This window comes from Amycolatopsis sp. NPDC058278, from assembly GCF_042881395.1.
Lineage (GTDB): Bacteria > Actinomycetota > Actinomycetes > Mycobacteriales > Pseudonocardiaceae > Amycolatopsis.
The window spans coordinates 59,257-76,332 of the sequence record NZ_JBHVXZ010000007.1; the positions used below are offsets into that span (position 1 = coordinate 59,257).

Here is a 17,076-nt window from a genome sequence, read left to right on the forward strand (position 1 = left end):
GGGCTCCGCCACCCGGAACCCCCGAAAGACTTCGCGGGTTCCCGCTCGCGGGTGATCACCATGGCGTTGAATGGCGCCATGGCGAGCTTGAGCGAGTGGATCGAAGGGGCCCGGCCGCGGACGCTGCCCAACGCGGTGGCGCCGGTGGTGGCGGGCGTCGGCGCGGCGATCGCGCTGGACGCGTTCTCGTGGTGGCGTTCGGCGCTGGCGCTGCTGGTCTCCCTCTCGCTGATCGTCGGCGTCAACTACGCCAACGACTACTCCGACGGCATCCGCGGCACGGACGAAAACCGCGTCGGCCCGCTCCGGCTGGTCGGCTCCGGCGTCGCCGCCCCGAAGGCCGTGCTCACCGCCGCGCTGATCTCCCTGGGCCTCGCCGGCGTGCTGGGGCTGGTCCTCGTGGCCGTCAGCGGGCACTGGTGGCTGCTGGGGATGGGCGCGCTGTGCATCCTCGGCGCGTGGTTCTACACCGGCGGGAAGAAGCCCTACGGCTACTACGGCTTCGGCGAGATCGCGGTCTTCGTGTTCTTCGGCTTGGCCGGCGTCCTCGGCACGGTGTACGTCCAGGCGGGCCGGGTGAGCTGGCCGGCGCTGGCGTGCGCGGTCGCGGTCGGCTGCTTCTCGACGGCGGTCCTGACGGCCAACAACCTGCGTGACATCCCGACCGACATCGAGGCGGGCAAGCGCACCCTGGCCACCCGCCTGGGCGACAAGGGCACCCGGCGGCTCTACCTGGCGCTGATCACCGTGCCGTACGTGCTCACCCTTGTCCTGGCTGTCGCCGGGTACGGGCTGGTGGCGCTGGCCACGCTGACCATCCCCGCGTTGCTCCCCGCGGTGGGCGCGGTCCACGGCGGCAAGACCGGGCGCGAGCTGATCCCCGCGCTGCGGGACACCGGCTTCACCATGCTGATGTGGGCCGTGGCCACCGCGGTCGGCCTGAACCTCTAGCTCTCCGGGACGAACTTCCCGGTCGTCAGGAACTCCTCGAACAACGCCGTGTGCGGGGCCAGGTCCAAGCCCTGCTGGGCCAGCCACTCGTCGTTGTAGTAGGTGTGCGCGTATCGCTCGCCGCCGTCGCACAGCAGCGTCACGACGCTGCCCGCTTGGCCGTCCTCGACCATCCGGGAAATGAGCCGGAACGCGCCGTAGAGGTTGGTGCCGGTCGAGCCGCCCGCCCAGTGGCCGGTCCGCTCGCGCAGCAGCCGGATCGCCGCCAGCGAGCCCGCGTCGGGGATCTGGAACATCTCGTCGATGACGCCCGGCACGAAGGACGGCTCGCAGCGCGGCCGACCGATGCCCTCGATCCGCGACGGCATGCCGGTGCCGTAGTCCGGTGCCCCGGTCTCCCAGGCGCCGTAGAACGACGAGTTCTCCGGGTCGACGACGCAGACCTTCGTCGTGTGGCGCTTGTAGCGGACGTACCGGCCGAAGGTCGCGCTCGTGCCGCCCGTGCCCGCGCCGACGACGATCCACGCCGGGATCGGGTGGCGTTCCGAGCGCATCTGCGCGAACACCGACTCGGCGATGTTGTTGTTGCCGCGCCAGTCCGTCGCGCGCTCGGCGTAGGTGAACTGGTCGAGGTAGTGCCCGCCGCACTCGGCCGCGAGCCGCTCCGCCTCGGGGTACATCGCCGGGGCCTCGTCGACGAAGTGGCACTCGCCGCCGTAGAACTCGATGAGCGCGACCTTCTCCTTCGACGTGCGCCGCGGCACGACGGTGATGAACCGCAGGCCCAGCATGCGGGCGAAGTAGGCCTCGGACACCGCGGTCGACCCGCTGGAGGCCTCGACGAGCACGGTGTCCGGCCCGATCTGGCCGTTGACCAGCCCGTAGAGGAACAGCGACCGGGCCAGCCGGTGCTTCAGCGAGCCGGTCGGGTGGACCGACTCGTCCTTGAGGTACAGGTCGATGCCCCACTCCGGGGGCAGCGGGAAGACGTGCAGGTGGGTGTCGGCGCTGCGGTTGGCGTCGGCCTCGATGATCCGGACGGCCTCGCGGACCCAGCTGCGGTTGTGCGGGCGGCTCACTCGGGCTGTCCCTCGCCGCGCAGCTGCGCGCGCAGCTCGGCACGGGCGCGGGCTCGCTTTTCGTTGCGCTTCGCCAGCCCGGCGGTCACGCGGGCGTTGAGCGGGCGGAACAGCAGCAGGCCGAGCGGCAGCCCGACGACCAGGCCGATCACCAGGGCGACCAGCAGCGGCACCCCGGTCAGGGACAGCCCCCACGCGATCACCCCGACCAGCACGAACCGCGCCAGCAGGTACAGCGTCAGGTCACGGGGCAGGTGGTCGGCCTTCACGTCGCTCACATCAACGCAGGCTACGCCCCACCTGACCGGTCCTTCTGCAGGCCCGCGTTGTTCGGGCGGCCCTCGAACCGCGTCGAGAGCACCACGGTTGTGTTCGTCCGCCCGACGCCGGGGATGCGGCGCAGCCGGCCCAGCGTGCGTTCCAGCTCGTCGACGGTCGACACGCGCACCTTGACGACGAACGCCTCGTCGCCGGCCACCGCGTAGCAGCTCTCGACCTCGTCGAGCTCGGCGAGCGCGTCGGCGACGTCGTCCTCCGTGGCCGTGTCGGTCGGGTGGATGCTGACGAGGGCGGTGACGCCGAGGCCGACCGAGCTCGGGTCGACGACCGCGTGGTAGCCGGTGATCACGCCGGCCGCCTCCAGCTTGCCCACGCGCTCGTGCACCGATGACGCGGACAGCCCGACGGCTCGTCCGAGATCGGCGTAGGTGGCCCGTCCGTTGATGCGCAACGCTGCGATGATCTTCCGGTCCAACTGATCCACGGGGATCACTCTATGCGGTTGGACAATCCCCCATTGGCACCACGCCCCGCCGCCGGTGGCCACGTCGGGGACGTCTCCGCACGTCAGGTCACCGGACGGTAGTCGCCACGGTGGACAATCTGTCCGTTTTGACCTTTAAGGGCTCTTTACTCGCGGACAACCGTTCGAGTACCCGACGGGTGAAGTGCAACGATTGCCTTGTTGGCTACCCCGGCGCGACGGGCAGAAGGCCCGGACGCCTCCGGTATAGCAGTGAGTTCGTTAAGGAGGCGGAAGATGACCGCGACGATGGGCGGACGCCTGCTCACCCCTGGCGAGGTGGCAGCGCTGTTCCGAGTGGACCCCAAGACGGTGACGCGGTGGGCGACCGCCGGCCGGATCGGCTCGATCCGGACCCCGGGTGGGCACCGGCGGTTCCGGGAGTCCGAGGTGAACGAGCTCCTCGCCGAGCTGACCACCGACGCCAGCGAACCGACGCGCACCGCCTGAACCATCCGGACGCCAGGGCCGTGTCGGGTACGGGAACCACCCCGTCCCGACACGGCCTTCGTGCTTCGGTGACCCGCTTCAGGCCCACCACACGGTCCGAACGGTTAACCTCGGGGGACAGGCAGCCATACGGAAGGATCCGGCATGCTCGCTCTGCTCGCGGCGGTCGGCGCGCTGGTCGTCGCCCTGCTCCTGTGGCGGTCGTTCGCCGGCCAGCGGATCGGGGTGCCCTCGGCTCCACGCCGCGCCCCGCTCGCCCCGGACGACGACCCCGACTTCCTGCGCCAGCTGGCCGAACAGCAGCGCAAACGCCGGGATGAAGACCTTTAGGCAGGCCTTTACCTTCGCCGAACCCGTAACCCGCGTGATCCGGCCCGTCACCGACGTGATTGAAGCCGGAACTCGCGAGTTCCGGCTTCAATCACGCGAGTTCCGGCTCTGATCACGCGGGTTACGGGTCAGCGGTAGCCCTGGGAGAGCGGGGTCGCGAAGCCGTCGGCGACGGTCGCGGCCAGCTCCAGCAGGGCCAGGCGGGTGTCGCCGGAGAGGCGGTCCAGCTCGATTTCGGCGCCCTCTTCCAGGTGCGGGTCGAACGGCACCTTGCAGACCGCCCGGACCTTGGCGCCGAAGTGCGCCGACAGCTTGTCGAGGTCGACCGAGCCGCCCTTGGGCCGGACCGAGTTGATCACCGCCACCGAGCGCTTGACCAGCTCGCCGTAGCCGTGCGCTTCGAGCCAGTCCAGCGTCGCCGAGGCGCTGCGGGCGCCGTCGACCGAGCCGGACGAGACCACGACCAGTGCGTCCGCCACGTCCAGGACGCCCTTCATCGCCGAGTGCATCAGGCCGGTCCCGCAGTCGGTGAGCACGATGTTGTAGAAGTGCTCCAGCAGGTTGACCGTGCGCCGGTAGTCCTCCTCGGAGAACGCCTCGGAGACGGCCGGGTCCTGCTCGCTCGCGAGGATTTCCAGCCGGCTGGCGCCCTGGGACGTGTAGGACCGGACGTCGCTGTAGCGCGTGATGCGAGCCGCGTCGCGCAGGAGGTGGCGGACCGTCGCCGTCGTCTCGAGCGGGAGCTTCTGCGACAGCGTGCCGCGGTCCGGGTTCGCGTCCACGGCCACCACGCGGTCGCCGCGCAGCGAGGCGAACGTCGCCCCGAGCGTCGTCGTCACCGTGGTCTTGCCGACGCCGCCCTTGAGCGACAGCATCGCGATCTTGTAGCAGCCGCGCAGCGGCTGGTTGACGCGGGCGATGAGCTCGCGGCGGCGGGTGTCCGCCGGGCTCTCCCCCGGGTTGACCAGCTTCCCGGTGCCGACGTAGACCGCCTTGCGCCAGCCGGACTGCGGGGGCCGCTTGGTCTGCTTGACCAGGTGCGCGGTCGACAGGTCGTGGCCGTGGCCCGGCTGCGGTTGCGGCGCGGCGTGCCGGCCGCCCTGGGGCTGCGGCAGGCCCGACGGCTGCTGCGGCTGCTGCGGCCCGGGCGGCGGCTGCTGCGGGTACTGGGCGTGGGCCTGGTACGGCTGCGCCGGGTCGCCGTACTGCGGCTGCAGCGGCGGGAGGTTCTGGTCGTAGCCGTAGGGCACCTGGTGCGGCCCCGACACGGCGGGATTGGGCACCTGGTGCGGCCCCGACACCGCCGGGTTGACCGGCGGGGCCACCGCCTGCGTCGGCTGCACGTCGAACGCCCCCGACGTCTCGGGGTGCGGGTGCGAGTCCGTCCGGTCGTCGGCGAACAGGCCCGGCTGTGGCGCGGCAGCGGCCGGTTCAGCCTGTTCGGGGTGGCCTGGAGCCGATTCTTCGCTGGGTCCGGTCACCGGTGAAAACCTCCACGCTCCGCCTGAAACTCCGCCCCCGGTGTCGACGGTAGTCGGCGGACGCGCGGACTGCTCAGCCCACCCCGGCGTAGGAGTGCAGGCCCGCGGTCACGAGGTTCACGAAGAACAGGTTGAAGACGATCGCGGCGAACCCGACGATGTTGATGGCCGCGGCCCGGGCCCCGCGCCAGCCCGCCGTCGCCCGCGAGTGCAGGTAGGCCGCGTAGACCACCCAGGCGATGAAGGCGACGGTCTCCTTGGGGTCCCAGCCCCAGAACCGGCCCCATGCCGACTCGGCCCAGACCGCGCCGCAGAGGACGCCGAAGGTGAACACCGGGAAGGCGAAGATGGTGGTCCGGTAGGCGATCCGGTCGAGGACGTCGGCCGCGGGCAGCTTCGAGGCGAACCGGGCGAACTTGGTTTCATCCTTGTCGAAGGCCGCGCGGAACAGGTACAGCACGCTCGCGACCCCAGGCACCAGGAAGACGCCGGAGCCGATGATGGCCGCCGAGACGTGGATGACCAGCCAGTACGACTGCAGCGCAGGCTGCACCGGCGCGGCGGTCGTGTACAGCAGGGTGCCGTTGATGAACATCAGGATCACGACGGGCAGCAGCAGGAAACCGGTGAGGTGCCGCACCGGGAACTTCCACATCACGATCAGCCAGGTCAGCACCGTGATGAAGGTGACGGCCATGCCGTACTCGTACATGTTGCCCCACGGCGCGCGGTGCACGGCGAGGCCGCGCAGCACGATCGCCGAGAGCTGCAGCAGCGCGCCGAGCACGAGCAGCGACGCGCCCATCCGGCCGATCCGCTCGGGGCGGCCGACCTCACGCTGGGCAGCCGGCACCTCTTCGACCGGTGGCCCGCCGGCGCCGACGAGCTCGCGCGCCCGGAGCTTGGCGCGCTCGGTGGCGAGCCGGCCCTTGGCGCCGAAGCCCTGCTCGATCAGGGTGAACATCAGCGCGACGACGTAGATCGCCGCGGCGGTGGTGTACAGCCAGTCACTGTAGGTCGACAGCGTTTCGTTGATCGGCATGCCTCAGCCCTTCTGCCCACTGATCAGGCGTTCGCTGACCCGGTGGAACTCTTCGCCGTACCCGGCCTGGTCGGTGCGGGCCAGCCCGGCGACCTCGATCACGGTACCCGGGTCGGCGGGAGTTCCCGGCTTCACCCGCACCCACAGCCGACGGCGCTTGACCAGCAGGGACGCGCCCAGGCCGAGGAACATCGCGATGGCGAAGCCGAGCACGAACCCCTGCGTCGGATCGTGCGAAACCTGCAGCGAGACCCACTCGCCGACGCCGTCGAAGCGGACCTTCGTGCCGTCGTCGAGCTTGATCTCCTGGCCGACCTTCAGGTTCTCGCGGGCGACCTTCTTCAGCCTGCCGTCGTCGATGAGCGACTGGTCGACCTCGAACACCGACTGGCCGCGCCCGGCGTCGAGGCCGATGTCGCCGCGCAGGACGTCGACGGCGACGGCCGGGTCGTTCGCCTCGGGAGCCGACGACGTCAGGACGTTGCCGTGCAGGAACGCCGTCGGGGCGAACAGGCCGGTGATGGCCAGCTGCCGGGTCCGCCGCTCTGCCTCGCTGGTCAGGCCGGGCTGGTCGAACTTCGTCGCGCCCTCGGCGAGCATCGTGGTCGGGTCGACCGTGCGCCACTGGGTGTTCTGGGTGCGCTGCGCGCCGTTCGGGAAGGTGACGGTGAACTTCGGCGAGTAGCCGTGGCCGAGCAGGTAGACGCGGTCGCCCGCGGTGCGCAGCGGCGAGTTGACCTCGAGGCCGTACGGGCGCCAGGTGTTCGTGTCGAGGTCCTGGCCGGACTGGTACTCGATGTTCGAGTGGTAGTAGTCGGGCTGGCCGGACTCGGTGTAGCGGGCGGTGAAGTCGTTGACCTTCACGCAGAACGGGTCGAGCCGGGTGCCGTCGACCTTCAGGCCCGCGTTGAAGGAGTCGTAGAGGTTGATGCCGCCGTTGCAGAACGTGCTGCCGTTGGCCTGGACGATGACCTGGCCCTCGTAACCGAAGAGCTTGCCGAGGGCGAAGAAGACGATCAGGCCGAGCATGCTGAAGTGGAAGACGAGGTTGCCGGTCTCGCGCAGGAACCCGCGTTCGGCCGAAATCGTGCGGACGCCGTCGGCTTCCTCGCGCTCGACGCGGCGCCAGCCGGAGAGCTGCTTGTGGACGGCCGCGATCTCGGCGGTGGCATCGGCTTCGCCGCGGCCGAGCCGGTAGTGCGGCATCCGGGCCAGGTTGCGCGGGGTCAGCACCGGCTTGGCGCGCATCGCCCGGACGTACTCGAAGCTCCGCGGCGTCAGGCAGCCGATCAGCGAGATCATCAGCAGCAGGTAGATGGCCGAAAACCAGATGCTGGAGTAGACGTCGTAGAACTCGAGCTTGTCGAGCAGCGTCCCCCACCAGCCGTGGGCGGCGATGTACTCGGCGACCTTGGGCGCGTTGAGCTTCCGCTGCGGCAGGAGCGCGCCCGGCAGGGCGGCCAGGGCGAGCAGGAACAGCAGGACGAGCGCGGTGCGCATGGACGTCAGGCCGCGCCAGGTGTTGCGCAGGAAGGCCAGGACGCGTTTCACCGGCGTGGTGCGCCGGGGGCTCGGCGGGGTCGTCGGCGGGGCCTCGGTCGTCGTCACAGCGGCAGCCTCAGGTCGAGAGCGAGTTCGTTGCGGAGCCAGCCCATCAGGTCGCCCCAGACACCGGTGACCAGCAGGAGGCCGACGATCAGCAGCAGCACGCCGCCGAAGATCTGCACCTGGCGGCCGTGCCGGCGGACCCAGTCGGTGGCGCGCACGGCCCACCGGGCGCCGAGCGCGATGAGCAGGAACGGCAGTCCGAGGCCGAGGCAGTAGACGGCGATCAGCAGGTACCCGCGGGCTTCGGCGCCGCCGGTCGCGCTGGCCAGGGTGGTGACGGCGGACAGCGTCGGGCCGATGCAGGGCGTCCAGCCGAGCCCGAAGATCGCCCCGAGCAGCGGGGCACCCCAGATGCCGCCGCGCGGGACGCGGTGCGAGCGGACCTCGCGCTGCAGGCCGGGGATCCAGCCGAGGAACACCATCGCCATGGCGATGGTCAGCACGCCGCCGAGGCGCTGCAGCAGGTCCTGGTTGAGGGTGAGGGTGGCGGTCAGCCAGACGAGGGTGCCGAACGTGCCGACGAACACGACGGTGAACCCGGCCACGAACAGCAGCGCGGCACCGAGGACGGCCCACCGCCCCTGCTTGCGCTCCTCATCGGCACTGACGGCGGGCGCCTCCGCCCCGACGAGCGCGGCGAGGTAGGCGAGGTACCCCGGCACGAGCGGCACCACGCACGGCGAGGCGAACGAGATCGCCCCGGCCAGCAGCGCGACACCCGCGGCGAGCAGCAGCGGCCCGGAGATCGCCAGCTCGGTCACGGAGTTCACCCCGTTGAGGGTAGGCAGTGAGGTCGCGGTGAGAACGCCGGGGCCGCTTCACAGGACCTCGGTCACAGCAGTTCAGGACCTTGGTCCCGGGGGTTTCGGCGGTTTCGGCCCGCGCGGCCGGTTCCCGGGGCACGGTTCCCTGGGGCACGGTTCAGTCCACAGCACGGCCGGGTTGTGGATGACTCCGCTTTCCGACCGGCGAATTCGGGGTTCTGTCGGCGCCCGCCGATAGACTGGACCAGGGAGGTCCCCCAAGGGAAGGGCGGGCGCCGCGCCCGAGCCGAGCCCCACCGCGGGCGGAAACCCCCGATCAAGCTTCCGCGGTCAGCCGCTGGGCCACCGGGAGCAGGTCCTGGGCCAGCACCTGCCGCAGGAACACCGCCGCCACCCGGTGCTGCTTGTCCAGCACGATCGTCGACGGGATGATGTTGCGCGGGTAGCCGCTCAGCTTGAGCAGCACGCGGCCGTCCGGGTCGTAGATCGACGGGTACGTCAGCTGCCGGTCCCGCACGAAGTCCTGGGCCACCTCGCGCGCCGGGTCGCGGACGTCGATGCCCACCACCTGGACGCCCTGCTTCGCCAGCGACTCCATCTCGGGCGCCTCCGTGCGGCACGGCCCGCACCACTGGCCCCACAGGTTCAGGACGACGACCTTGCCCGCGTAGTCCGCCAGCGACAGCTGCTTGCCCTCGTTCATCAGGTCTTCACCGGCCAGCACCGGGACCGTCTGGCGCTCGGCGGCGTCGTAGGCGATGTCGACCTTGCCGCCTGGGGAGACGAAGCTGAAGCTGCTCCCCTGCACCACCGCGTCCTTGCCCGCGCTGCACCCGGCCAGCGCCAACACCGCGACCACCGCCCAGAAGAGCTTCATGCCCCCGTCACCTTCGGGTCGGTCGCGCCCGCGGGCTCGCTGTAGACGATCTCGCGCAGCTCGTCACCGTCGAAGACCAGGCTGGTCAGCGACGCCAGCGAGCACTGGCGGCGCCGCGGGTCGTGCCACAGGCGCTTGCCCTCGAGGAACCGCCGCAGCGTCCAGATCGGCAGCTGGTGCGACACGCAGAGAGCTTCGTGACCGGCCGCCGCCTCGCGCGCCCGGTGGACCGCACCGAGCATCCGGTGCGCGATCTCGAGGTAGGGCTCGCCCCACGACGGCTTGAACGGGTTGACCAGCTTCGGCCAGTGCTTCGGCTCGCGCAGCGCGCCGTCGCCGACCGCCACGTGCAGGCCCTCGAACTGGTTGCCCGCCTCGATCAGGCCCTCGTCGGTCGCGATGTCGAGCCGGTGCGCGGCGGCGATCGGGGCCGCCGTCTCCTGCGCCCGCTGCAGCGGCGACGCGACGACGTGCACCAGGTCGTGACCGGCGACGGCCTCGGCGACCGTGAGCGCCTGACGCTGCCCGCGCTCGGAGAGCCGGTAGCCCTCGAGACGGCCGTACAGGATCTTCTCGGGGTTGTGCACTTCGCCGTGACGCAGCATGTGGACGACGGTGGTCACTGGACAGCCCCGGCCGCCGCGCGCGCCGCCGCGGGCAAAGCCGCTTCGATCACGGAGAACGCTTCGTCGTCCATGGCCGCGTTGACGAACCACGCCTCGTACGCGCTCGGAGGCGCGTACACGCCTCCGTCGAGCAACGCGTGGAAGAACGGCGGGAAGCGCCACGTCTCGGACGCCTGCGCGCCGGCGTAGTCGCGGACCGGCGTCTCCCCGAAGAACACGCTCACCAGGTTGCCCGCGTACTGGACGTTGTGCGCGACCCCGGCCTCGATGAGGGCGGCGTGGAAGAGGTTGCCGAGGCGCTTCGCGTTGGCGTCGAGAGCCGCGTACACGGCGTGGTCGGCCGCGCGCAGCGTCGCGAGGCCGGCGGCCACCGCGACGGGGTTCCCGGAGAGCGTCCCGGCCTGGTAGACCGGGCCGCCCGGGGCGAGCTTGGCCATCACGTCGGCGCGGCCCCCGAAGGCCGCCGCCGGCAGCCCGCCGGACATCACCTTGCCGAACGTGTAGAGGTCGCCGGCCACGCCTTCGAGGCCGAACCAGCCCGCGTGCGAGACGCGGAACCCGGTCATCACCTCATCCATGATCAGCAGCGCGCCGTGCTCGTGGGCCAGGTCGCGCAGCCCCTCGTTGAAGCCGGGGTCCGGCGCGACCGCGCCCATGTTCCCGGCCGCCGCCTCGGTGATCACCGCGGCGATCTCCCCCGGGTTGTCCACAAAGGATTTCCGGACCGCGTCGAGGTCGTTGTAGGGCAGCACCAGCGTGTCCGCGGCCTGTGCCCCGGTGACACCCGGCGAGGTGGGCAGCCCGAGCGTCGCGACGCCGGAGCCGGCCTGCGCGAGCAGCGCGTCGACGTGACCGTGGTAACAGCCGGCGAACTTCACGATCTTCGACCGGCCGGTGAAGCCCCTGGCCAGCCGGATCGCGCTCATCGTGGCTTCGGTGCCGGAGTTGACCAGGCGGACCTGCTCGACGGGCCCGACGCGGTTGATGATCTCCTCGGCCAGCTCGACCTCGCCGATCGTCGGCGTGCCGAACGAGAGCCCGGACGTCGCCGCCGTGCGCGCCGCCTCGACGACCGCCGGGTGCGCGTGGCCCAGGATCATCGGGCCCCAGGACGACACCAGGTCGACGTAGCGGTTGCCGTCGGCGTCCCACAGGTGCGGGCCCTCGCCGCGGACCATGAACCGCGGGGTGCCGCCGACCGAGTTGAACGCCCGGACGGGCGAATTCACCCCGCCCGGGATGGCCGTCTTCGCGCGTTCGAACCATGCCTTGGACTGCTCGGTTCCAGTGCTCACCCTCCCATCCTCGCAAACCCGCTTAAGATGGCGGGCAGCCGCCCGGGAGGGGAACAGCCGGTGACCGAACGCGCCCCGCACCGCAACCAGTGGCTCATGCTGGCCGGGTTCCTGGGCGTCGTCGCCGTGGTGGCCGTGGTCGGCGGCCTGGCCGCGACGTCGGCGAGGGAGGTCTACGCGCGGCTCGAGCAGCCGGCGTGGGCGCCGCCCGCGACCCTGTTCGGTCCGGTGTGGACGGTGCTGTACATCACCATCGCGGTGGCGGGCTGGCTGTACTGGCGGACGGACGGCGAGACGCGCGGGTTCGCCGCGTACGGCATCGGCCTGCTGTTCAACCTGCTCTGGACCCCGCTGTTCTTCGAGGGCGGCGCGGCCGGGCTCGCCCTGGCCGACATCGTGCTGCTGGACGTCGTCGTGGTGGTGACGATCGTCCTGTTCGGCCGCCGGTCGAAGGCCGCCGCCGCGCTTCTGGTGCCCTACCTCGCGTGGATCCTCTACGCGACGGCGCTCAACACCGCGGTCCTCGTCCTGAACTAGCGCGCGGCCTCCTGGGTGATGGCCTGCGCGGTCACCGTGCCGTCGCTGCCCGCCTGGCCCTGGACGACGACCGTCGCGCCCGGCTTGAGGTCCGACAGCTTGCCCTGCTGGGTCACCCCGACCGTGGTCGAGTCCGATGTGGACACCTTGACGTCGGCGCCCTGCGCGGTCTTGACGTAGACGGTGGTGCCGTCGACGTGGTCGACCGTGCCCGTGGTGCCGCGGCCGCCGCGGAACCCGCCGCCCTGCTGGCCGGTGCCGCCGGGCTGGCCGGTCCCGCCCTGGGCGCGGGCCTGGCTGCCCCCGGCGGTGCCGCCGGGGCGCGTGGGCGTGGCGGAGCCGAACGCCGCGTGCGTCCAGGCGCCGCCGCCGAACGCGATCGCGAACACGACGAGCCCGGCGAGCACCAGCGTCGTGCGGGAAAACGGCTTCGCGGCCCGGCGCATTTCGGCGTTGAGGTCACCGTCGACCGCCGGGCTGGCGACGATCTGCTCCGCGGTCGGCTCGACGGCGGGCAGGATCGCCGTCGGCTCGTCACCCGGGACGGGCGGCGTCTGGGTGGAGGAAGACATGCGGGAACTCCTTATTCGTGACGCAACGCATCGATGGGCCGGAGCTTGGCGGCCCGGTTCGCCGGGAAGCTGCCGAAGAACAGCCCGATCAGGGCGGATACCGCGAAAGCGAGCAGGATCGACGAGGGCACCACGACGGGTTTGATCCCGGAGATGGTGAACCGGCTGCCGATCACCCCGATCGCGACGCCGAGCAGCCCGCCGAACAGGCTGAGCATGGTCGCTTCGGCGAGGAACTGGCCGAGGATGGCCGACCGCGGAGCGCCGATGGCCTTGCGGATGCCGATCTCGCGGATCCGCTCGGTCACCGTGACGAGCATGATGTTGGTGACGCCGATGCCGCCGACGAGCAGCGAGATCGCCGCGACGGCCGCCAGCAGCACGGTGAACGTCTCGGTCGCCGACGTCCGGGTCGCGAGCAGCTGCTCGGAGTTCTGGATCTGGTAATCCGGGGTGCCGCCGAGCCGGATGCCGTGGCGGGCGTTGAGAATCGCGGTGATCTCGGACTGGGCCAGCGAGACGGAGTCGGCGCTGGTGGCCTGGACGGCGATCTGGCTGAGGCTGCCGTAGCCGGCGAGGGAGTTCTGGACCGCCGAAATCGGCGCGATGGCGACGTCGTCGGCGTTCTGCAGGCCGGTGCTGCCCTTGGTCTGCAGGACGCCGATCACGGTGAACTGGATGCTGTTGAGCAGCACGTTCTTGCCGACCGGGTCGGCGGTCCCGAAGATCGACTCCGCGGTCGTCGGGCCGAGCACGACGACCTTCCGCGCGGCCGTGACGTCTTCGGCGGTGAACAGCTGCCCCTGGGCGAGTTCGCGGTTGGTCGTCGTGAAGTACGCCGGTTCGGTGCCGGCGACGCTGGAGATGTCGTAGGACGTCTGCCCGTAGGTCGCCGTCGCCGTCGTGTTGACCACCGGTGACGCGGCCTTGACGTCCGGCGCGCCGACGGGGTCGACGAGCGCGTGGGCGTCCTGCACCGTCAGCGGCCGCGCCGACGCGCCCTGCCCGCCGCCGCGCGCCGGCGAGACGTTGACGACGTTGGTGCCGAGGCCCTGGATGCTGGCGGCGATGGCCGCCGACGCGCCGTTGCCGACCGCGACCAGCAGGATCACCGCGGCGACGCCGATCGTGATGCCGAGGGTCGTCAGCGCCGAGCGCAGCTTGTTCGCGGTGAGCCCGCGCACGGCGAACCGCAGGATTTCGAGGAGGTTCACCGGACCGCTCCGACCGTGCGCGTCACTTCGTCCGACACGATGAGCCCGTCGTCGACGCGGACGACGCGGTGCGCGTGCTCGGCGACCTCGTCCTCGTGGGTGATGACGACGATGGTGCGGCCGAGGGAGTTGAGCCGGTCGAACACGCCGAGGACGTCCTCGGTGCTGCGCCGGTCGAGGTTGCCGGTCGGTTCGTCGGCCAGCAGCATCGCCGGGCCGGTGACCAGCGCCCGCGCCACCGCGACCCGCTGGATCTGCCCGCCGGAGAGCTCGCTCGGGAGGTGCTTGGCCCGGTCGGACAGCCCGACCATGTCGAGCGCCGCGAGCGCCCGGCGGCGGCGCTCGGACCGCTTCAGTCCGCTGTAGACCAACGGAAGCTCCACATTGGACAAAGCCGACGTCCGGGGCACCAGGTTGAAGGACTGGAAGATGAACCCGATCTTCCGGTTGCGCAGCAACGCCAGCTGCCGTTCGTTCAGCTTTCCGACACCGAAGCCGTCCAGGAGGTACCGGCCGGACGTCGGCACGTCCAGGCAGCCCAGCATGTTCAGCAGCGTGGACTTCCCCGAGCCGGACGCGCCCATGATCGCGACGTACTCGCCGGGCCACACCGTGAGGTCGACGCCGCGCAGCGCGTGCACCGCCGTCTCGCCGGCCCCGTAGGTCTTGCGCAGTCCGGAGACCGCGATCACCGGGTTCATCCGCGTCCGCCGAAGCCGCCGCCGGCGCCGGTGCCGCGCTGGCCGCCGCCCGGGAACCCACCGGTCCCGCCGCCGGGGAAGCCGCCGGTGCCCCCGGTGCCGCCCGTCCGGCCGGTTCCGCCGGTCGAACCGGTCGAGGCCGTCCCGGTGAGCACGACGTTCTCGCCCTCGGTGACCCCGGAGGTGATCTGGACCGTCGACTCGCCGCGCAGCCCGACCTGCACCTGGCGGGTGACGTTCTGCCCGTTTTCCTGCACGGTGACGAGGTTGGTGCTGCCGACCGTCTGCACCGCCGCGGCCGGCACGCTCAGCGCGTCGTCCGCCTCGGCGACGGTGATCACGACGCTCGCCGACTGGCCGGGCCGCAGCCCGTCCGGCGGGCTGGTCAGGGCCAGCTGCGCGCCGTAGGAGACGACGCTGCCGCTGGTGGTCGGGGTCAGGTTGACGCTCGACACGGTGGCCTGGACCGGCTTGTCCGGCAGCGCGTTGAGCGTCACGGTGGCCTTCTGCCCCGCCTTGACCTTGCTGACGTCGATCTCCGCGACCGAGGTGTTGACGACCAGGCCGGTCAGGTTCGTGATGGTGATGAACCCCGAGCTGCTGCTACTGCTGCTCGACGCGGCGGAGCTGGAGTTCGACGACGAACCCTGGCCGCCTTGGCCGCTGCCGCTGCTCGACGACTGGCTCGTGGCCGAGGAACCGCTGGTGGACTGCTGCCCGACCGCGCCGTTGACCGCGGTGACCGTGCCGGCGCCGGGCGCGTAGAGCGTCGTGTTGTCGAGCGCCTGCTGCGCGGTCTGGACGTCGAGCTGGGCCTGGTCGAGTTTCGCCTGCGCCGAGGTGACGTTGTTGGCCGCGGTCTGGGCGCTGTTCTGGCTGTTCTGGTTGTTCTGCCCGGTGGCCGGGGTGGTTTCGGCCGTCTCGGCGGTGTCGAGGTTGTTCTGGGCGACGGCGAGGTTCGCCTTCGCGACTTGAAGCTGCTTCGCCGCCTGGGTGCTGTCGACGGTGGCGAGCTTCTGCCCGGCGCTGACGACGTCACCGACCTTGACGTCGATCGAGGTGACCTTGCCGGCCGTCGCGAAGTTCGCCGCGCCGGTGTAGCTGCTGGCGAGGGTCCCGGCGGCGGAGACGGTCTCGGTGACCGTCGCCCGGCGGACCGGGGTGCTGCGCGACTGGGCCTGCGCCGAGCTCGGTTCGGGGCTGAATGCCTGGTATATCCCGAATCCCGCCCCGGCCAGCAGTACTACCAGAGCTCCGTTGATCACCCATGCCTTCGAGGCACGCACGCGCGTCATGCGGCAACCTTGGTGCCGCTGCTTAGCAATGGACTGTTGGTTACCTGTGCGCGAGCTGTGTATCAGGCCTTCGTCTTGGCGCTGCGCGCACGGATGGCGAGCGACAGCTGACGCACCGCGTCGACCAGCAGCAACGCGGCCACGGTCCCGAGCCCGATGGCGGCGGCGAGCAGCCCGCCGAAGTACCGGTGCGACTCGAGCACCGCCCCGTCGTCGGTCCGGGTGACGACGGTGGCGACGCTGCTGTGCCAGCACGAGTAGGCGGCCCAGCCGGCGGCAACAGCGAGCACGACCTCCACGGCGGCGACGAGCGTCCGCCACGGCTTGTGCAGCCGCGCACGCGGGCCGGGTTCTTCCGGCGGCCAGAGCTCGGCCCCGGTGGGCTGCGGAAGGTCGATCACACCGGAGATTTTCTCATGCTTCACGCGGCGTCGCCCGGACGAGCCGGTCCAGCGCGTCCTGAAGGGCCTCGACGTCCTTCGCCCACGCCAGCACCACCGTGCCGTCGGCCAGCTCCACCGGCAGCGAATCGTACTTCCGCGGCACCGACCAGCCGCCGCCCAGCACCCGCGCGCCGACCGGCGTCCCGACGTCGGTGACCGAAACCAGCTGCGCGGCCGGCACCTTCTCCCGGCCCTGCCGCAGCTGCTCGGTCGTCACCTCCAGGGACAGGAACCGGCGGCGCGCGTACACCCACGGCATCGTGATGACGCACAGCGCGAAGCCGACCATCAGCCAGCCCACCACGTGCACCGGGCCGCCGGTGGCGAGCTCCGCCAGCGCGCCGACCAGGGCGAACACCGGGCCCCACCCGATCGCCGCCCAGCTCACGCCGGACTCGGCGTAGAGCCGGTCGCTCACAGCTTCTTGCCGACCTTGGGGAAGTAGCCGCTGACCGAAGGCAGGTACAGCAGCACCAGCGCGATCACGAACAGCAGCACCGCGACCAGCGTCAGGTAGGTGAGCACCGGCGCGAAGGTGAAGATCAGCAGCACCATCACGATCGGCAGCACGGTCAGCACCGTCCGGGCCGAGCGGGTGCCTTCGCGAGCCTTGTACGCGAAGAGCAGGAACAACAGGGTGAACACGGCCGACCCGACGAGGAGGAACCACAGCATCGCCGTGACGCCGTCCGCGATCATCTGCGGGGTGATCTTCGGGTCCTTGGTGCCCTCGACGTACCGGCTGATGACCGCGGACTTGCCCGCCATCAGCTGGACGTACCCGAGGATCAGCACGACACCGCCGGCCAGCCAGAGCCAGAACGACACGGCCACCGGGCGCGGCGGTGCCGCCTTCGGGGCCCGCTCGCCGGGGAGCACCGGGTCGGGCGAGCGGCCGAGTTTGCGCCGTTCGTCGTCGGTCAGACCCGTGAGGTCCTCTTTGTCTTCCACGCGTGGACTCTAACGGGTCAGTGAGGCTTATTCAGCCGTCGGCCGCCACATGCCTTTT

General features: G+C 71.1%; 21 protein-coding genes. 4 read left to right on the forward strand and 17 right to left on the reverse strand.

Translation table 11 applies throughout. The annotated features are described in order from the left end of the window. Positions 1–78: 78 nt before the first annotated feature. Positions 79–951 (forward strand): 1,4-dihydroxy-2-naphthoate polyprenyltransferase, encoded by an 873-nt coding sequence (locus ACFVYA_RS05285; protein ID WP_387042662.1) that lies wholly within the window; start codon positions 79–81, stop codon positions 949–951. Here ACFVYA_RS05285 and ACFVYA_RS05290 read toward each other — a convergent pair. From ACFVYA_RS05290 to ACFVYA_RS05300, 3 genes are read right to left on the reverse strand one after another with little or no spacing between them, the layout of a single operon-like run. Continuing rightward, positions 948–2,030: a PLP-dependent cysteine synthase family protein gene (locus ACFVYA_RS05290; RefSeq protein WP_387042665.1), complete on the reverse strand. Its 1,083-nt coding sequence runs from the start codon at positions 2,028–2,030 to the stop codon at positions 948–950. The genes ACFVYA_RS05285 and ACFVYA_RS05290 overlap by 4 nt on opposite strands. Beyond that, a complete protein-coding gene (locus ACFVYA_RS05295) occupies positions 2,027–2,308 on the reverse strand; it encodes a DUF4229 domain-containing protein (RefSeq protein WP_103337318.1) in 282 nt (93 codons plus the stop codon). The genes ACFVYA_RS05290 and ACFVYA_RS05295 overlap by 4 nt, the downstream gene beginning before the upstream one ends. A gap of 11 nt (positions 2,309–2,319) precedes the next feature. Beyond that, positions 2,320–2,793, reverse strand: coding sequence for an Lrp/AsnC family transcriptional regulator (locus tag ACFVYA_RS05300; RefSeq protein ID WP_167454931.1), 474 nt, complete (start codon positions 2,791–2,793; stop codon positions 2,320–2,322). Between the two features lie 276 nt (positions 2,794–3,069). On the opposite strand from ACFVYA_RS05300, the gene ACFVYA_RS05305 reads away from it, so the two are divergent. Next, positions 3,070–3,282, forward strand: a complete 213-nt coding sequence (locus tag ACFVYA_RS05305) for a BldC family transcriptional regulator (RefSeq protein ID WP_103337316.1) — start codon at positions 3,070–3,072, stop codon at positions 3,280–3,282. Positions 3,283–3,426: 144 nt separating this feature from the next. After that, on the forward strand, positions 3,427–3,612 hold the full coding sequence (locus tag ACFVYA_RS05310; RefSeq protein WP_043783873.1) for a hypothetical protein: 186 nt from the start codon (positions 3,427–3,429) through the stop codon (positions 3,610–3,612). 128 nt (positions 3,613–3,740) lie between these two features. Here the strand turns inward: ACFVYA_RS05310 and ACFVYA_RS05315 are convergent, their stop codons facing one another. From ACFVYA_RS05315 to hemL, 7 genes are all read right to left on the reverse strand, one after another. Further along, positions 3,741–5,093 (reverse strand): MinD/ParA family protein, encoded by a 1,353-nt coding sequence (locus ACFVYA_RS05315; RefSeq protein ID WP_285987945.1) that lies wholly within the window; start codon positions 5,091–5,093, stop codon positions 3,741–3,743. Positions 5,094–5,166: 73 nt separating this feature from the next. Next, positions 5,167–6,135, reverse strand: coding sequence for a c-type cytochrome biogenesis protein CcsB (gene ccsB, locus ACFVYA_RS05320; protein WP_387042669.1), 969 nt, complete (start codon positions 6,133–6,135; stop codon positions 5,167–5,169). Positions 6,136–6,138: 3 nt separating this feature from the next. After that, positions 6,139–7,743 carry a cytochrome c biogenesis protein ResB gene (locus ACFVYA_RS05325; RefSeq protein ID WP_387042672.1) on the reverse strand — a complete coding sequence of 535 codons (1,605 nt, stop codon included), beginning with the start codon at positions 7,741–7,743 and terminating at the stop codon, positions 6,139–6,141. Then, positions 7,740–8,513 (reverse strand): cytochrome c biogenesis CcdA family protein, encoded by a 774-nt coding sequence (locus tag ACFVYA_RS05330; protein WP_387042675.1) that lies wholly within the window; start codon positions 8,511–8,513, stop codon positions 7,740–7,742. The genes ACFVYA_RS05325 and ACFVYA_RS05330 overlap by 4 nt, the downstream gene beginning before the upstream one ends. Positions 8,514–8,823: 310 nt before the next feature. Further along, positions 8,824–9,384, reverse strand: a complete 561-nt coding sequence (locus tag ACFVYA_RS05335; RefSeq protein ID WP_285987941.1) for a TlpA disulfide reductase family protein — start codon at positions 9,382–9,384, stop codon at positions 8,824–8,826. Next, positions 9,381–10,007: a histidine phosphatase family protein gene (locus ACFVYA_RS05340; protein ID WP_285987940.1), complete on the reverse strand. Its 627-nt coding sequence runs from the start codon at positions 10,005–10,007 to the stop codon at positions 9,381–9,383. Before ACFVYA_RS05340 ends, ACFVYA_RS05335 begins: the two co-directional genes overlap by 4 nt. Continuing rightward, positions 10,004–11,305, reverse strand: coding sequence for a glutamate-1-semialdehyde 2,1-aminomutase (gene hemL / locus ACFVYA_RS05345; RefSeq protein ID WP_387042679.1), 1,302 nt, complete (start codon positions 11,303–11,305; stop codon positions 10,004–10,006). The genes ACFVYA_RS05340 and hemL overlap by 4 nt, the downstream gene beginning before the upstream one ends. A gap of 60 nt (positions 11,306–11,365) precedes the next feature. Between hemL and ACFVYA_RS05350 the strand changes: the two genes are divergently transcribed. Next, positions 11,366–11,842 (forward strand): TspO/MBR family protein, encoded by a 477-nt coding sequence (locus ACFVYA_RS05350; protein WP_285987938.1) that lies wholly within the window; start codon positions 11,366–11,368, stop codon positions 11,840–11,842. Here ACFVYA_RS05350 and ACFVYA_RS05355 read toward each other — a convergent pair. From ACFVYA_RS05355 to ACFVYA_RS05385, 7 genes are all read right to left on the reverse strand, one after another. Continuing rightward, a complete protein-coding gene (locus ACFVYA_RS05355) occupies positions 11,839–12,414 on the reverse strand; it encodes a hypothetical protein (RefSeq protein WP_285987937.1) in 576 nt (191 codons plus the stop codon). The two genes, ACFVYA_RS05350 and ACFVYA_RS05355, sit on opposite strands and share 4 nt — an antisense overlap. An 11-nt stretch (positions 12,415–12,425) precedes the next feature. Further along, a complete protein-coding gene (locus tag ACFVYA_RS05360; RefSeq protein WP_387042684.1) occupies positions 12,426–13,628 on the reverse strand; it encodes an ABC transporter permease in 1,203 nt (400 codons plus the stop codon). Next, on the reverse strand, positions 13,625–14,329 hold the full coding sequence (locus tag ACFVYA_RS05365) for an ABC transporter ATP-binding protein (protein WP_387042687.1): 705 nt from the start codon (positions 14,327–14,329) through the stop codon (positions 13,625–13,627). The genes ACFVYA_RS05360 and ACFVYA_RS05365 overlap by 4 nt, the downstream gene beginning before the upstream one ends. After that, a complete protein-coding gene (locus ACFVYA_RS05370) occupies positions 14,326–15,624 on the reverse strand; it encodes an efflux RND transporter periplasmic adaptor subunit (RefSeq protein ID WP_387042690.1) in 1,299 nt (432 codons plus the stop codon). Before ACFVYA_RS05370 ends, ACFVYA_RS05365 begins: the two co-directional genes overlap by 4 nt. Positions 15,625–15,686: 62 nt before the next feature. Beyond that, the gene (locus ACFVYA_RS05375; RefSeq protein WP_285987933.1) at positions 15,687–16,025 is read right to left on the reverse strand and encodes a hypothetical protein; all 339 of its coding nucleotides are present in this window, start codon (positions 16,023–16,025) and stop codon (positions 15,687–15,689) included. Positions 16,026–16,038: 13 nt separating this feature from the next. Further along, positions 16,039–16,485 (reverse strand): hypothetical protein, encoded by a 447-nt coding sequence (locus tag ACFVYA_RS05380; RefSeq protein ID WP_387042693.1) that lies wholly within the window; start codon positions 16,483–16,485, stop codon positions 16,039–16,041. Then, entirely contained in the window at positions 16,482–17,018 is a 537-nt protein-coding gene (locus tag ACFVYA_RS05385; protein WP_285987931.1) for a hypothetical protein, read from the reverse strand. Before ACFVYA_RS05385 ends, ACFVYA_RS05380 begins: the two co-directional genes overlap by 4 nt. Positions 17,019–17,076 lie beyond the last annotated feature (58 nt).

Excerpts from the sequence above, each read along its gene's own strand:
- ccsB (WP_387042669.1), bottom strand. The coding sequence starts at position 6,135 with ATGCCGATCAACGAAACGCTGTCGACCTACAGTGACTGGCTGTACACC.
- ACFVYA_RS05355 (WP_285987937.1), bottom strand. The coding sequence starts at position 12,414 with ATGTCTTCCTCCACCCAGACGCCGCCCGTCCCGGGTGACGAGCCGACG.
- ACFVYA_RS05310 (WP_043783873.1), top strand. The coding sequence starts at position 3,427 with ATGCTCGCTCTGCTCGCGGCGGTCGGCGCGCTGGTCGTCGCCCTGCTC.
- ACFVYA_RS05305 (WP_103337316.1), top strand. The coding sequence starts at position 3,070 with ATGACCGCGACGATGGGCGGACGCCTGCTCACCCCTGGCGAGGTGGCA.
- ACFVYA_RS05335 (WP_285987941.1), bottom strand. The coding sequence starts at position 9,384 with ATGAAGCTCTTCTGGGCGGTGGTCGCGGTGTTGGCGCTGGCCGGGTGC.
- ACFVYA_RS05285 (WP_387042662.1), top strand. The coding sequence starts at position 79 with ATGGCGAGCTTGAGCGAGTGGATCGAAGGGGCCCGGCCGCGGACGCTG.
- ACFVYA_RS05365 (WP_387042687.1), bottom strand. The coding sequence starts at position 14,329 with ATGAACCCGGTGATCGCGGTCTCCGGACTGCGCAAGACCTACGGGGCC.
- ACFVYA_RS05370 (WP_387042690.1), bottom strand. The coding sequence starts at position 15,624 with ATGACGCGCGTGCGTGCCTCGAAGGCATGGGTGATCAACGGAGCTCTG.